Annotated in this window: 14 protein-coding genes and 1 tRNA gene; 7 read left to right on the top strand and 8 right to left on the bottom strand. The window is 65.4% G+C overall.

What is annotated here, in order from left to right; genetic code table 11:
- Nucleotides 1–64 precede the first annotated feature (64 nt).
- From QMX81_RS18155 to thiS, 4 genes are read right to left on the bottom strand one after another with little or no spacing between them, the layout of a single operon-like run.
- Nucleotides 65–1,912, bottom strand: a complete 1,848-nt coding sequence (locus tag QMX81_RS18155; protein WP_121039313.1) for an SLC13 family permease — start codon at nt 1,910–1,912, stop codon at nt 65–67.
- A 24-nt stretch (nt 1,913–1,936) separates the two neighbouring features.
- On the bottom strand, nt 1,937–2,671 hold the full coding sequence (trmB, locus tag QMX81_RS18150) for a tRNA (guanosine(46)-N7)-methyltransferase TrmB (protein WP_282263545.1): 735 nt from the start codon (nt 2,669–2,671) through the stop codon (nt 1,937–1,939).
- Nucleotides 2,671–3,465 carry a thiazole synthase gene (locus QMX81_RS18145; RefSeq protein WP_121039307.1) on the bottom strand — a complete coding sequence of 265 codons (795 nt, stop codon included), beginning with the start codon at nt 3,463–3,465 and terminating at the stop codon, nt 2,671–2,673. Before QMX81_RS18145 ends, trmB begins: the two co-directional genes overlap by 1 nt.
- A gap of 38 nt (nt 3,466–3,503) precedes the next feature.
- Complete coding sequence (gene thiS, locus QMX81_RS18140; RefSeq protein ID WP_121039303.1) at nt 3,504–3,704, bottom strand: sulfur carrier protein ThiS; 201 nt, start codon at nt 3,702–3,704, stop codon at nt 3,504–3,506.
- Between the two features lie 205 nt (nt 3,705–3,909).
- Between thiS and QMX81_RS18135 the strand changes: the two genes are divergently transcribed.
- Both QMX81_RS18135 and QMX81_RS18130 read left to right on the top strand, forming a co-directional pair.
- Nucleotides 3,910–5,739, top strand: a complete 1,830-nt coding sequence (locus QMX81_RS18135; protein WP_121039301.1) for an autotransporter domain-containing protein — start codon at nt 3,910–3,912, stop codon at nt 5,737–5,739.
- A gap of 125 nt (nt 5,740–5,864) precedes the next feature.
- A tRNA-Gly gene (locus QMX81_RS18130) sits at nt 5,865–5,938 on the top strand.
- Between the two features lie 24 nt (nt 5,939–5,962).
- Here QMX81_RS18130 and QMX81_RS18125 read toward each other — a convergent pair.
- Nucleotides 5,963–6,709, bottom strand: coding sequence for a hypothetical protein (locus QMX81_RS18125; protein ID WP_282263544.1), 747 nt, complete (start codon nt 6,707–6,709; stop codon nt 5,963–5,965).
- A gap of 142 nt (nt 6,710–6,851) precedes the next feature.
- Between QMX81_RS18125 and rimK the strand changes: the two genes are divergently transcribed.
- The 4 genes from rimK to QMX81_RS18105 all read left to right on the top strand — a co-directional run bounded on the left by rimK (nt 6,852) and on the right by QMX81_RS18105 (nt 10,610).
- On the top strand, nt 6,852–7,745 hold the full coding sequence (gene rimK / locus QMX81_RS18120) for a 30S ribosomal protein S6--L-glutamate ligase (protein ID WP_121039296.1): 894 nt from the start codon (nt 6,852–6,854) through the stop codon (nt 7,743–7,745).
- Between the two features lie 250 nt (nt 7,746–7,995).
- Nucleotides 7,996–8,463 carry a cell division protein FtsQ/DivIB gene (locus tag QMX81_RS18115; protein ID WP_121039293.1) on the top strand — a complete coding sequence of 156 codons (468 nt, stop codon included), beginning with the start codon at nt 7,996–7,998 and terminating at the stop codon, nt 8,461–8,463.
- A 142-nt stretch (nt 8,464–8,605) separates the two neighbouring features.
- Nucleotides 8,606–9,283 (top strand): response regulator transcription factor, encoded by a 678-nt coding sequence (locus QMX81_RS18110; RefSeq protein WP_019183933.1) that lies wholly within the window; start codon nt 8,606–8,608, stop codon nt 9,281–9,283.
- Nucleotides 9,246–10,610 (top strand): HAMP domain-containing sensor histidine kinase, encoded by a 1,365-nt coding sequence (locus QMX81_RS18105; RefSeq protein WP_121039289.1) that lies wholly within the window; start codon nt 9,246–9,248, stop codon nt 10,608–10,610. Before QMX81_RS18110 ends, QMX81_RS18105 begins: the two co-directional genes overlap by 38 nt.
- A gap of 36 nt (nt 10,611–10,646) precedes the next feature.
- Here the strand turns inward: QMX81_RS18105 and coaE are convergent, their stop codons facing one another.
- The 3 genes from coaE to QMX81_RS18090 are packed head-to-tail and all read right to left on the bottom strand — an operon-like array spanning nt 10,647 to nt 13,399.
- Nucleotides 10,647–11,258, bottom strand: coding sequence for a dephospho-CoA kinase (coaE, locus tag QMX81_RS18100; RefSeq protein ID WP_282263538.1), 612 nt, complete (start codon nt 11,256–11,258; stop codon nt 10,647–10,649).
- 10 nt (nt 11,259–11,268) lie between these two features.
- Nucleotides 11,269–12,132 carry an A24 family peptidase gene (locus QMX81_RS18095; RefSeq protein WP_121039283.1) on the bottom strand — a complete coding sequence of 288 codons (864 nt, stop codon included), beginning with the start codon at nt 12,130–12,132 and terminating at the stop codon, nt 11,269–11,271.
- Between the two features lie 7 nt (nt 12,133–12,139).
- A complete protein-coding gene (locus QMX81_RS18090) occupies nt 12,140–13,399 on the bottom strand; it encodes a type II secretion system F family protein (protein WP_282263535.1) in 1,260 nt (419 codons plus the stop codon).
- Between the two features lie 360 nt (nt 13,400–13,759).
- On the opposite strand from QMX81_RS18090, the gene QMX81_RS18085 reads away from it, so the two are divergent.
- Complete coding sequence (locus tag QMX81_RS18085; RefSeq protein ID WP_282263534.1) at nt 13,760–14,194, top strand: pilin; 435 nt, start codon at nt 13,760–13,762, stop codon at nt 14,192–14,194.
- The last annotated feature ends 181 nt before the right edge of the window (nt 14,195–14,375 follow it).

The raw sequence follows: 14,375 nt of genomic DNA, 5'->3' as shown, positions 1-14,375 counted from the left end.
CGTGGCCCGCTAGGTAAATGTGGGCCCCCACCGCCGGTTCGGCCGGGCGGGTGCCGGCCACGCCCTAGAACATCAGGTTGATCATCAGCACCACCACCGCCGTATAGATCAACGACAGCGGGGCGCCGACCCGCCACAGCTCGCGCGGAGTGTAGTTGGCCGGGCCGGTGATCATCGAAATCACCGGGTTGGAGGCCGTCATCAGATTGTTCGAGGCCGACAGCGCCACGATCAGCGCGAACGCGGTCGGGCTGCCACCGGCGGCCAGCGCCAGGTTCACCGCGATGGGCACCATCACGATGGTTGCCCCCACGTGGCTGATCACCAGCGAGAACATCGTGGTCAACAGTGCCAGCGCGATTTCCAGCACCCACACCGGGATGCCGGTCGGCAGGCGGTCGATCGTGTGCCCGGCGATCCACGCCGCCGCGCCGCTGCTGTCCATCGCCCAGCCGAGCGGAATCAGCCCGGCCATCATGAATACGGTTTTCCAGTTGATCGAGGCGTAGGCCTCGTCCATGCGCAGCACGCCGGTCAGCAGCATGCCGGCCACGCCGGTCATCAGGGTCAGCGCCACCGGCAGCTTGGAGGTCAGCGCGATCAGGATGGTGATGGCGAAGATGCTCATCGCGATCTTGAATTTGTGCGGCCGCTGCTCACCCTTGGGGTAATCGGTGACCACCACGAAGTCGCGGCTCTTGGCCGCCTGCGCCAGGTCGGTCCAGATGCTGTGGAAGACCAGCATGTCACCCGCGCGCAGGGCCACATTGCGCACGTCCTCGCGGATCACCTGCTTGTCGCGGTTGATCGCCAGCAGGCTGATGCCGCGCTGCTTGCGCAGGCGCAGGTCCGAGGCGCTCTTGCCGATCACGTCGGACGTGGGCGGCACCACCGCTTCGGAAATGCCGGCGCGGCTCGGGTTGAACAGATCACCCAGGTGCTTCAGCCGCGAGGACATCCGCAGGAACTGGTTCTGCGCGAAATCGCTGACCTGCTGGCGCGCGCCCATCACGCCCAGCACGCTGCCGACCCAGATCCGCATTTCCGCTGGCGGCGCCAGGCGGGTGTCGTTACCGGTCTTGAGCGCCAGCAGCAGCGGCGCATCGTGCACGTTCTCGGCCTCGCCCAGTGTCATGCCGACCAGCGGGCTCTCGGCGGTGACCACCAGTTCGAACACATCGCCTTCGATGCCGTAGGTCTTGGCGAAGTAGCTTTCGGTGCGCGACGGGGTGACGCCATCGTTGGCCAGCGTCTCTTCTTCCACCAGCTTGCGGTCACCGAAGTAGCGGAAATACAGCAGCGAGGCGATCAGCAGCGCCACGCCGATCGGCAGCGGCGCGAACATGCGCAGCGGCTCGATGGTGGCCAGGCCCGAGGGCAGGTTGTTGTTGGCCGAGGCCAGCAGATCGTTGAGCAGGATCAGCGGCGAGTTGCCGACCATGGTCAGTGCGCCCCCCATCACGATGGCCGCGGCGATCGGCAGCAGCAGGCGCTGCAGGGTCAGCCCGGTGCGTGCGGCCAGCCGCGAGGCGACCGGCAGGTACAGCGCCATCACCGAGGGGTTCTGCATGAACGAGGAGTTCAAGCCGGCGATCGCGGTGGTCATCATCAACAGGCGTGTCTCCACGCCATGCCCACGCCGCAGCAGCCACGCCGCCAACCGGTTCAATGCCCCGGTGCGGTCCAGGCCCGCGCCCAGGATGGTGGTGGCGATGATGCTCATCACCGCGTTACCGGAGAAGCCACCGAAGATTTCTTCCGGAGCGATCAGGCCGGTAACGCCGAGTACCACCAGCACCACCAATGCCACCACGTCGGCGCGGATGCGCTCGAACAGGAACATCGCCATCGTGAAGCCGACCAGCCCCAGAACGAGCTTCATGTCGGTGGTCAGCGTCAGCGCGGTATCCATGGGGTGGCGCGGTTCCTTGTCGGATCAGGTGCGGTCGTACAACAGGTCCCACACGCCATGGCCAAGCTTCTGGCCACGGGTTTCGAAGTGGGTCTGCGGGCGCCATTCCGGCCGCTCGACCTGCCCACGCGGGCCGGCACGGTTGCTCAGCCCGGCGGTGGCGTCGAGCACGTCCCACATCTGCTCGGCATAGTCTTCCCAGTCCGTGGCACAGTGCAGGCGGCCACCGACGCGCAGCTTGCGCACCAGCAGCGCGGCAAAGCCGGGCTGGATCAGGCGACGCTTGTTATGGCGCTTCTTGTGCCACGGGTCCGGGAAGTAGATGCGCACTTCATCCAGCGCGCCATCGGCGATTTCCTTTTCCAGCACCTCCACGGCATCGTGGTGGTACAGGCGCACGTGGCCGGCGTTGTCGTCGGCCAGGGCATTGAGCAGGCGGCCCACGCCGGGCGCGTGCACTTCCAGCCCGATGTAATCGCGGCTGGGGTCCTGCTGCGCGGCGAAACGCAGCGCGGCGCCATTGCCGAAGCCGATTTCCAGCACCTTGCGCGCATCGCGCCCGAAGGTGGCATCCAGATCGCGCGGCTCGCCGGTGAAATCCAGCCCGAAGCGCGGCCAGCGATCATCGAACGCGCGCTGCTGGGCGGGGGTGAAGCGCCCTTGGCGCAGCACGAAACTGCGGACCTCGCGGCGGCCTTCGGTGATGGTGAAGGGCTTGGGCGGCGCCTTGGCACCGGCGCTGTCGAAAGGATTGGTCATCAGCCGATCAACCCGTCAATCGGCGAGGAGGCACTGGCGTAGCGCTTGCGCGGAATGCGCCCGGCCAGGAAGGCCTCGCGGCCCGCTTCCACGGCCTTGCGCATCGCGCTGGCCATCAGGATCGGGTTGCGCGCGCCGGCGATGGCGGTGTTCATCAGCACGCCGTCGCAGCCCAGTTCCATCGCGATGGCCGCATCGGAGGCGGTGCCCACGCCGGCATCGACGATGATCGGCACCTTGGCGTCTTCGATGATCTGCAGCAGGTTGTATTTGTTCTGGATGCCCAGGCCCGAGCCGATCGGCGCGGCCAGCGGCATCACCGCAGCGCAGCCGATCTCTTCCAGGCGCTTGGCCAGGATCGGGTCATCGGAGGTATAGACCATCACCTCGAAGCCGTCCTTGACCAGCTGCTCGGCCGCCTTGAGGGTCTGCACCACATCCGGGTACAGGCTCTTCTGGTCGCCCAGCACTTCCAGCTTGGTCAGGTTGTGGCCGTCCAGCAGTTCGCGGGCCAGCCGGCAGGTGCGCACGGCGTCTTCGGCGGTGTAGCAGCCGGCGGTGTTGGGCAGGATGGTGTAACGGTCCGGCGGCAGCACATCGAGCAGGTTCGGCTCGCCCGGGTTCTGCCCGATATTGGTGCGGCGGATCGCCACGGTGACGATCCGGGCGCCCGCGGCCTCGGTGGCCAGGCGGGTTTCTTCCAGATCCTTGAACTTGCCGGTGCCGGTGAGCAGGCGGGAAGCATAGGTCTTGCCGGCGATCACCAGCGAATCAGTGGGGGCAGGTGCATTCATGGCCGGAATTATCGCCTATCGCGCGTCACGATGCTGCCTCAGCCGCCGCCCAGCGCATGCACGATCTCGACCACGTCGCCCTCGCGCAGGGGGTGGCTGGCGTGCTGGCTGCGGGTGACGATCTCGCCATTGACCTCGACCGCCACGCGGCGCTCGAGCAGGTCCTCGCTGCGCAGCAGGTCGTGGACGGTGGCGGTGTGCGGAAGCTGGCGGTTCTCGCCGTTGAGCTGGATGTTCATGACGGTATTGTCCCGCAATCACTCCACAGTGCGTACCCTGTGCGCCCCGCGGCAGAGGTGCCGCGAGCGTCAGGCCAATGATGGCCGGGCGGCGGGCTGCCGGGCGTCATGCCGCAGCGCAGCGTGATGCCGGCGAGGTGCAGTGGAAACATGGCACCGTGCGCCGGCGTACGTCCGCCGTCTTCCCCACCCTAAAGGAATTTTCATGTTGCTCAGCAAACGCCCGATCCGTTCCCTCATGGCCGTGGCCATCGCCCTGGCCGCGATGCCGGCCATGGCGCAGTCGCCGTACACCAAGACCGTCTTCATCGGCGACAGCCTGACCGATGCGGGCTACTTCCGCCCGCTGCTGCCGGCCGCGGTGCAGCCGGTGACGGGCCAGTTCACCACCAACCCGGGCTGGACCTGGGCACAGCATGTGGCCAGCTACTACGGCACCAACGGCGCTGCCCACGGCAACGGCCAGAACGGTGACAATTACGCCATCGGCGGCGCCCGTGTCGGTGTGGACACCAGCCAAGTGCTCGCCCCGGGTACCCCGGCCGTGCCGGTGTACTCGCTCAAGACCCAGACCGCGCAGTACCTGGCGGCCAACGGTGGCAAGGCCGACCCGAACGCGCTGTACACCGTGTGGGGCGGTGCCAATGACCTGTTCGCGATCCAGGCCGGTGCGCCGCTGGTCTCCACGCTGACCAATGCCGTCACCGACCAGGTCGGCATCGTCGGCACGCTGAAGGCGGCTGGCGCCGAATACATCGTGGTCCCGACCATTCCGGACGTCGGCCTGACCCCGGGCGCCCGCGCCGGTGGCCCGGCCGGCATGGCCGCCGGTACCGCGCTGGCCAAGGCCTACAACGATGCCCTGTTCGGTGGCCTGAAGGCCGCGGGCCTGCAGGTGATTCCGGTGGATACCTTCCACATCCTGCAGGAAATCGTCGCCAACCCGGGCCAGTACGGCTTCGTCAACGTGACCAGCCCGGCCTGCACCACGGCCTCGTCGCTGACCTGCAACCCGACCAGTTATGTCACCCCGAACGCGGCCAACAGCTACGTGTTCGCCGATGGCGTGCACCCGACCACCGCCACGCACCAGATGCTGGGCGAGTACACCCTGTCGATCCTGGAAGCCCCGCGCAACCAGCAGATCCTGACCCACTCGGCACAGACCATCGGCCGCTCGCGCGCTGACCAGGTCAGCTGGCACGTGGATGGCCGTCCGGCCGACGGCCTGAGCTGGTGGGGCAACCTGCGCGGCGACATGCAGCGCTACGCCCACGCCGATCTGTATGACGGCATGGCCCCGGCCGGCCTGTTCGGTGTGGATTGGGCGCGTGACGGCATGGTGGTCGGCGGCTTCGCCGGCTATGGCCGCATGGACGCCGATTTCGGCAACAACAAGGGCGACTTCACCCAGTCCGATACCACGCTGGGCCTGTTCGCCGGCTGGTATGGCGAGCGCGCCTGGGTCAACGGCCAGCTCAGCTACAGCTGGCTGGATTACGACGTGACCCGCAAGCTGCAGCTCGGCCCGGCAACGCGCATCCACAAGGGCTCGCCGGAAGGCAGCAACCTGACTGCCGCGTTGAACGCCGGCTACGAGTTCGGCACCGAAGGCGGCTTCCGCCACGGTCCGGTCGCCGCCGTGATCTGGCAGAAGGTCAAGCTGGACGGCTACACCGAGTCCAACCTGAGCGCCTCGGCGCTGGGCTATGGCGACCAGGATACGGATTCGACCGTCGGTCGCGTCGGCTGGCAGGCCCGCTTCGATGGCGGCAACGTCAAGCCGTACGTGCAGGTCACCTATGACCACGAGTTCGAGGACAGCAAGCAGGCCAGCGCCTGGCTGCAGACCATGCCGGACGTGGGCATGTACAAGGTGCCGGGCCTGGCGTTCGACAAGAACTACGCCACCGCCGTGCTGGGTGCGCGCCTGAACCTGTGGGGCCTGAGCAGCAACATCGGCATGAGCACCACCACGATGCAGAAGCGTGCACGTGACGTGTCGCTGTTCGCCAGCTTCGGCGGCAGCTTCTGATCCCACATGCGCAGCGCCCGCCCGCGGGCGCCGTGCACGGCGGCAGAAGAGCGTGAAACAACGGGCGGCCCAGTGCCGCCCGTTGCGTTCGAGGGCCCCGCCCGAATAGACTTACGCCGCGCCTTGCGGGTGTAGCTCAATGGTAGAGCTGTAGCTTCCCAAGCTACTGACGAGGGTTCGATTCCCTTCACCCGCTCCACGCGTCACCTTCCCAGGCCAAGCGTCATCGCACGCGCGATGCCTCGAAGGTGAAGGGGTCGCCCCGATCAGGAAAGTGCAGCAGATAACGCGCAACGCGTGTCTTGCCATCCGATAGCAGATAGTCCACCTGCAGGCCACTTGGGTCGGTTTCCATGCCCGGGCCCAGATAGGTATTGCTCGGATAACTGAATCCATTGCCCGCCGCCTTCTGTAGGGCGACGCAACTGCCAAACAGCGGGGGCAGGGTGTACAGGTGCTCACCCTGCAACAGCACCACCAGCGTGTAGCGACCGCCTTTACCACTGCTCACATACTGCATGTCCAGGCACACCGACGTGCCGTGCTGCCAGGCGGTGACGTTGGCCAGATTCTCCGGGTCGATGGGGGTGCCGCTGGGCCAGTTCGGTGGTGCAAGACGGACAGCGCTGCGTAATGGCCACCGCCGCGTACCGACCATCAGCGCCTGGCCATCGAAGGCAATGTCGGGTGCGCCATCGGCCGGGTTCATCTGCAAGGTGCCCGGAACGATCCAATCGGTTGCATCGTAGCGCCGCAGGGCCTGCGTCATCGAGGTGGTCCACAGACACTCGCGCGGTGCGTCCGTGCAGGGCTTGTCGAGTGCGGTTCCCTTTCCCTCGAACAGGGGATCGCCCAACGACCTGTAGAAGTCGCTGTAGCCCGTGAAACGGGCAGGCTCGGCATGCGTGCCCGCTGTGAGCAGAACCCCGAGCAGGGCCGCGAAACAATGACGGGTGGAAGGCGTGGTCATCCGTGTTGCCGGCGCATCTGTGTGGGCGCCCATTATTGTGGAACAACCGCTGGATGCGGGCCGCAGCATCGCCGGGGCGGCCCGTCATCGCGGCCTACGCACCGCACGCTATGCTTCGCGCTTTCCTGCCCCCTGCGCCGCGATGAAACTCGCCATCCTGTCCCGCAACAGCAAGCTGTACTCCACGCGTCGCCTGGTGGAGGCCGCGCGTGCGCGGGGCCATACCGTGCGCATTCTCGATCCGTTGCGCTGTTACATGCGCATCGCCGCGGACGGCTTCACCATGCATTACAAGGGGCGGCCGATCACCGGGGTGGACGCGGTGATCCCGCGCATCGGTGCCTCGGTCACCCGCTACGGGACGGCCGTGCTGCGTCAGTTCGAGATGATGGGCGCGCGCACGCCCAACCCCTCAGACGCCATCCTGCGCGCCCGCGACAAGCTGCGCGCCCACCAGATCCTGGCCTCCAAGGGCATCGACATGCCGGTTACGGTGTTCGGCGACAACCCCGATGACACCGTCGATCTGCTCTCGATGCTGGGCCCGCCGCCGCATGTGGTGAAGCTCAACGAGGGCACCCAGGGCCGTGGCGTCATCCTGACCGAGAAAGCCAGCGCCTCGCGCGGCATCGTGGAGGCACTGCGCGGGCTCTACGCCAACTTCCTGATGCAGGAGTTCATCGGCGAGGCGCAGGGCGCCGACCTGCGCTGCCTGGTGGTCGGCGATCAGGTGGTCGGGGCGATGCAACGGCAGGCGCCAGAGGGGGATTTCCGCTCCAATCTGCATGCCGGGGGCAGCGCCCGGGCCGCCAAGGCCAGCCGGGCCGAGCAGCTGGTGGCGGTGCGCTCGGCCAAGGCGCTGGGCTTGGGCGTGGCCGGCGTGGACCTGATCCGCTCCAGCCGCGGCCCGCTGGTGCTGGAGGTCAACTCCACCCCCGGGCTGGAAGGCATCGAGGCGATCTGCCAGGCCGATCTTGCCGGGCGCATCATTGATCATGTCGCGTCCTTGAAAAAACCTGCAAATACAAAGGGTTGATGCGGTTTTCCAAGGTGGGGCAGGGCCTTAACATCGGTTTAATCGGCCCCGGCGTAGGCTCTGTCGAACCGCAGCTCTGCCCTCCTCAGCAGGATCGGTAATCGGGAAACACCTTCAGGCCCGGTCAGCGTCAGCTGTCCGGGCCTTTTTCTGGCCGGCAGCTCCGTTTTCCCTGCCATCGGTAACTTGTAGGAAGCCTTTCATCCTCGTAGAGTTGGCTCTCATTCATTTTCGGATAAGGAAGTCAGGGATGTCTCGATTGACCGTTATTGCCCTGCTGGGCTGCTTGTCCTTCGCCGTCCATGCCAAGCCGACCGCGGAAGCCGCCGTCACGCTGACCGCTGATGCCCCCGCCGCCCAGCAGCTGACCAGCGTCGAAAACGCACTGCGCAGTGAGGAGTACAGCGAGATGACCCTGGAAAACCGGAGCCGCGTGCAGGCGGCCCTGAACCGGATCCGGGTAAAGCTGGGCAGCAATGAGCGCGTGGACCAGCTTCCGCCACTGCAGCGCACGGATGTGTTCAATGACCAGGAACTCATCAACACCTTGATGAGCACCGCCAAGGAAGACAGCCGGATGGTCTGCCGCAGCGAACGGCCGACCGGCAGCAACCGGCCGCAGCGTGTCTGCGCCACAGTTGCCCAGCGACGCATTGCGACGGAAAGCGCCAAGAACATGATGCGTGAGCTTCAGCCCGCGCAGTCGAATCAGCGCTGAGTTTTGACGCTGCGCCAGCATTCGACGGTGTCTAATGTTAAGAATCGACGCTGTATGGTCAGCTTGAGGTCGCGCAGTCCCCTTCCACATGCTGCCCTGCGGCTCCGTTCTTTCCGTTGAACCCCACGAATCAGAGGTCCCAGTGCGAATTCTCGTCATCGAAGACAACAGCGACATTGCCGCCAACCTGGGCGATTACCTCGAAGACCGCGGTCACACCGTGGACTTCGCAGCCGATGGCGTCACCGGCCTGCACCTGGCGGTCGTCCATGAGTTCGACGCGATCGTGCTGGACCTCAACCTGCCCGGCATGGATGGGATCGAGGTGTGCCGCAAGCTGCGCAACGAGGCGCGCAAGCAGACGCCCGTGCTGATGCTGACGGCGCGCGATTCCCTGGATAACAAACTGGCCGGCTTCGATTCCGGCGCCGATGACTACCTGATCAAGCCGTTCGCGCTGCAGGAAGTGGAGGTGCGTCTGAACGCCCTGTCGCGTCGCGGCAAGGGCGTGCAGACCCGCGTGCTGGAAACCGGCGATCTGGAATACAACCTGGACACGCTGGAAGTGCGCCGCCAAGGCAAGCTGCTGCAGCTCAACCCGACCGCACTGAAGATCCTGCAGGCGCTGATGGAGGCCTCCCCGGCCGTCGTCACCCGCCAGGAGCTGGAAACCCGCGTGTGGGGCGAGGAGCTGCCGGATTCGGATTCCCTGCGTGTGCATATCCACGGCCTGCGCGCCGTGGTCGACAAGCCCTTCGAGGTTCCGATGATCCAGACCCGTCATGGCATCGGATACCGCATCGCCGCGCCGGAAGCCTGATCCGGTGACGGGCAGGGGGGGGCGTCGCCGCGCGCCATATCGGCGCCGGCTGCGCAGCCGCATCATCGTCTCGTTCGTGCTGTTGGGCTTCTGCCTGACCACGCTGTTTGCGTTCGCCACCAACTGGACCCGCGCCCGCGTGGAAAACCAGCTGGTCGAAGATGTGATGAATCGCAACATCAACGAGTACGCCAAGCGATTCGCGGCCGATCCCTCGCGCAGTCCCGACCTGCCCGTGCAGCAGATGTACGCGCGGCTGGTCCGCTCGGACAAGTTCGAAGCGCTGCGCCAGGAACAGCCGGACTGGTACGAATTCAACGACGGCATCCACGGCGTCAGCGGCGTGGATGACGGCGGCAAGCCGTTTTCCTACAAGCTTGCCGTGCGTAAAACGCCGGATGTGTGGTTCTTCCTCGCCTATGACATGACCGAGAGCATCCGCGGTGAGAGCCAGCTCAACCGCGCGCTGTTCTTCTCGGTGCTGGTGTTCAGCGTGCTGTCGCTGGTGCTGGGCTGGTGGTCCGCCTCCAAGGTGATGAAGCCAGTGTCCGATCTGGCCGCCCGCCTGCGTGCATATCGCGGTGGCACCAGCGAGCCCGAACCGCTGGCGCCGCGCTTCCCGGACGATGAAGTGGGCCAGCTCGCCCAGGCGCTGGATGACTACTCCGCGCGCCTTACCGAGGTCGTACAGCGCGACCGCGAATTCAATGCGGACGTCAGCCACGAGCTGCGCACGCCGCTGGCCGTCATTCGCGGCGCCACCGAACTGCTGCTGACCCGCCCGGATCTCGATCCGAAGGTGCTGCAGCGCCTGCAGCGCATCCAGCGGGCCGAGCAGCAATGTACCGATCTGATCGGTGCGCTGCTGCTGCTCTCGCGCAACGAGCGCGGGCAGGGCAGCAGCAACGTCGCCCGCGTCTCCGAGCAGCTGCTGGATTCGCACCGTGCCCAGCTCGGCGGCAAGCCGCTGGAGCTGATCCTGGAAGGCAACCACGACCTGGTGATCGATGCCCCGGAATCGGCCCTCTCGGTCGCGTTGGGCAACCTGATCGGCAATGCCGTGAAGTACTCCAAGGAAGGCGCGGTGCGCGTGCGCGTGGGCAACAACGCCGTCGAGGTGATCGACAGCGGCCCCGGCCTGAGCGAAGAAGATGCCGCCAAGCTGTTCCAGCGCGGCTACCGCGGAACGCACGCGGGGCATTCGCAGGGTGGGGGTATCGGCCTGTCCATCGTCAGCCGCCTGTGCGATCTCTACGGCTGGCAGGTCAACGTGCGGCCAGGCGCCGGGCGCGGCGTCATCGCCACGCTGACGTTCTCCCCCGCCTGACACGGTAGAGCCGGCCGATGGTCGGCTCCTCCAGATCTACCGCGCCGCCAACGCCCGATAGGCCCGATCCAGCCGCTCCACATGCGCCTGCAGGTGGTCCGGGTGGCCATCATTGACCACCACATCATCGGCCATTGCCAGGCGCGCCTCGCGGCTGGCCTGGGCGGCGATCATGCGATCCGCCAAGGCGGTATCGATGCCATCGCGTTGCATCAGCCGTGCGTGCTGCACGGCCACCGGCACGTCCACCACCAGGATCCGGTCCAGCCAGGGGTACTGCTGGCGGCCGCCGGCCTCGGTGAGCAGCGGAATCGCCGCGATCGCATACGGCCCCTCGGCCTGCTCGCAGGTCTCGCGCAGCAGCTGACGAATGGCTGGATGGGTGATCGCCTCCAGCGCCTGGCGCTCCTGTGCCGATTCGAAGATGCGGGCCCGCAGCGCGGCACGGTCCAGCTGGCCATCGGCCAGCAGGATGTCGGTGCCGAAGTGGGTGGCGATCCGCGCCAGCCCCTCGCTGCCGGGTGCCACCACCGCGCGTGCGGCCAGGTCGGCATCGGCCACGGTGATGCCCAGCGCCTCGAAGCGGCGGCTGACCTCGCTCTTGCCGGCGGCAATGCCGCCGGTCAGCCCGATCACGAAGCGGCTCATCGCGCGGCCCTCAACGCAGGCCGGCGTAGCTCAGGTAGCCGTCAATCAACGGCTCGCCCCACATGAACACGATCCAGCCGGCAATGGCCAGGTACGGCCCGAACGGGATCGGCGTGGCCCGGTCACGGCCGCGCGAGTACAGCCAGATCGAGCCGATGATCGCGCCCACCACGGACGAGAGCAGGATGATCGGCAGGATGCCCTTGAGCCCGCACCACGCGCCCAGGGCCGCCAGCAGCTTGAAATCGCCGTGGCCCATGCCTTCCTTGCCGGTGATCTGCTTGAACAGCCACCACACCGACCACAGCGACAGATAGCCCGCCAGCGCACCCAGCAGGGCCGGCTTGGCCGGCATATAGAGATTGTCGCTGGCCGCGATCAGGCCCAGCCACATCAAGGGTAGGGTCAATTGATCCGGCAACAGTTGGGTACGCAGGTCGATCCCGGACAGCGCCACCAGGAAGCAGCTCAGCACGATCGCGCCGAAGCCCTGCCAGCCGAAGCCGAACTGCCAGACGCTGGCGGCCACCAGCACGGCGGTCAGCAGCTCCACCAGCGGGTACTGGATCGAGATCGGGGCATGGCAATGCCGGCACTTGCCGCGCAGCGCCAGCCAGCTGAACAGCGGGATGTTCTCGTACCAGGACAGCTTGTGCTTGCAATGCGGGCAGTGCGAGGGCTCCACCACGATGCCGGGGGGCGGTGGCTCGTAAATGTCCGGCTCTTCCAGCACCTCGCGCGCATCGCGCTTCCACTCCCACTCCAGCCGCTTGGGCAGGCGCAGGATCACCACGTTGAGGAAACTGCCGATAAGCAGTCCCAGTCCGACCGCGGCGGGGTAGCCGAGACCGGGATGCTGGTCGAGAAATGCCATTGATTAGTTATCCAACTACCGCGCCGAGTTTGAAGATGGGCAGGTACATGCCGATCACCATGCCGCCGACGATGGTACCAATGAACACCATGATCATCGGTTCCAGCAGGCTGCTCAGGGCGTCCACGGCATTGTTGACCTCCTGCTCATAATACTCGGCCACCTTGAACAGCATGGTGTCCAGCGCGCCGGCCTCTTCGCCGATGCCAGTCATCTGCACCACCATGTGTGGGAACAGGTTGACCTGCTTCATCGCCATGTTGACCGGGTAACCGACCGACACGTCGTCGCGCATGCGCAGGACAGCCTCTTCGTACACCTTGTTGCCGGTGGCGCCTGCGACGATGCCCAGCGCCTCCACCAGTGGCACGCCGGCCTTGAAGGTGACGGCGGTGGTGCGGGCGAAGCGGGCGATCGCGCTGTTGTTCATGATCTGGCCGATCACCGGCACCTTCAGGATCAGACGATCCATGGTGTGCTGCATTTTGGGGGAGCGTTTGTAGGCAAAAATGAAGCCGATTACGGAGCCTACGCTGACGGCCAGGATCAGCCACCACCACGACACCATGAAGCGAGACATCGCGACGATCATCTGAGTGAACGCGGGAAGCTCAGCGCCGAAGCCCCTGAACACGTCCTCGAACTGAGGCACAACCCAAATCAATAGAATGGAACTGACCAGCAGTGCCACCACGACAACCATGGTGGGGTAGAACAGTGCCTTTTTGATCTTGCCCTTTAGTGCTTCGATGTTCTCCTTGTAGCTGGCAATGGTATCCAGCACCGTTTCGAGTACACCGGCTCCTTCACCGGCCCTTACCAGATTCCGGTACAACTCATCGAATTGGACAGGATGTCGACTGATCGCTTCGTGCAGAGATGAGCCGCCTTCGATATCGGTCCGGATGGATTCGACGAGCTTCCTCATGCGAGGGTTCTTATGTCCGCTACCGATGATCTCCAGTGCACTGACGATCGGTACGCCTGACTTCATCATGATCGCCATCTGGCGACTGAAAAAGGCGATGTCCTTGGCGCCGACGGCGGAGCCTGCTGCGCCAAATATAGGCTTGGGTTTTGGCTTGACCACGCTCGGCATGATGCCTTGCCGCCGCAGTTCAGCTCTCAAAAGGTTGGCGTTCTTGGCGGGCTGTTCGCCCTTCATCTTGACGCCGCGCTTGTCGGTCCCCTCCCAGACAAACGGTTTCATCTCCATGGTGCTACGCGCCACGGGCTCTTTCTTGATCGCGCTACGGCTGACAGACATACAGGGCTCCCCAGCCGCACCTTCCCCAGGCGGGCTATCTCGCCGCATGGTAGCCGGTTCCGGGATGCGTTGGCAGTCCTGTTCGGCGGTCCGCCTTGGTCCGCGCGCCCGACAGGGACTGTCAAAAAGTGACGCAACGGGTCACATTGCCGGATAGGTCGCAAATTGTTGTGAGGGGGGTTCCAATCCTGAAGATTGGTGCCATCATTGCGCCGGGGAATGCTGGGGAGCATTGCTGGCACTGTTGGCACGCAACCTGCTTCGATCCACCCGCACGGGCGCCCGCCTCGCTCACCCGGTCCGCCGGTCAGGCAACGGCCCAGTGCCCTATCTATATTTCTACCTCTAGGGGACGTACGCATGAAGAAGCAGCAGGGCTTTACCCTGATCGAACTGATGATCGTTGTTGCGATCATCGCCATCCTGGCCGCCATCGCATTGCCGGCTTACCAGGATTACGTGGCTCGCGCTCAGGTTTCCGAAGCGATGACCCTGAGCTCGGGTGCCAAAACGGCTGTAACCGAGTACTACGCCGACAAGGGTGCCTTCCCGACCGCCAACGCCGATGCAGGTCTGGCTGCGGCTGCTTCGATCAACGGTAAGTACGTTGAGAGCGTCACCGTCGGCACCGCTGGGGCCATCACCGCTAAGCTGAAGGGTGCCGATTATGTCAGCGCAAAGGTTGCTGGTAAGAACTTCGTGCTGACCCCGGATGATGCCGGCGGCAGCATCACTTGGGATTGCAAGACCGGTGGCAGCATCGATCCGAAGTTCCTGCCGTCGTCCTGCCGTTAATTGCAGGTTGGTGGTGAATGTCAGAAAAGGGCCGCCTAGCGGCCCTTTTCTTTGGTAGGGAACGGTTGGAGAGAGTGTCGTGTCCGAACATCGGGTGCGCGCGTTCGCGCGCTGGTCCAAGGCTGCAGCCGTGCTCGCGTTGCCGGTGCTGGGGGCGCTGGTTTTCCTACCGGGTCTGGGG

This window comes from Stenotrophomonas sp. PS02301 (genome assembly GCF_029959485.1).
GTDB lineage: Bacteria > Pseudomonadota > Gammaproteobacteria > Xanthomonadales > Xanthomonadaceae > Stenotrophomonas > Stenotrophomonas maltophilia_Z.
This window is presented reverse-complemented; position numbering and strand designations above follow the sequence as displayed.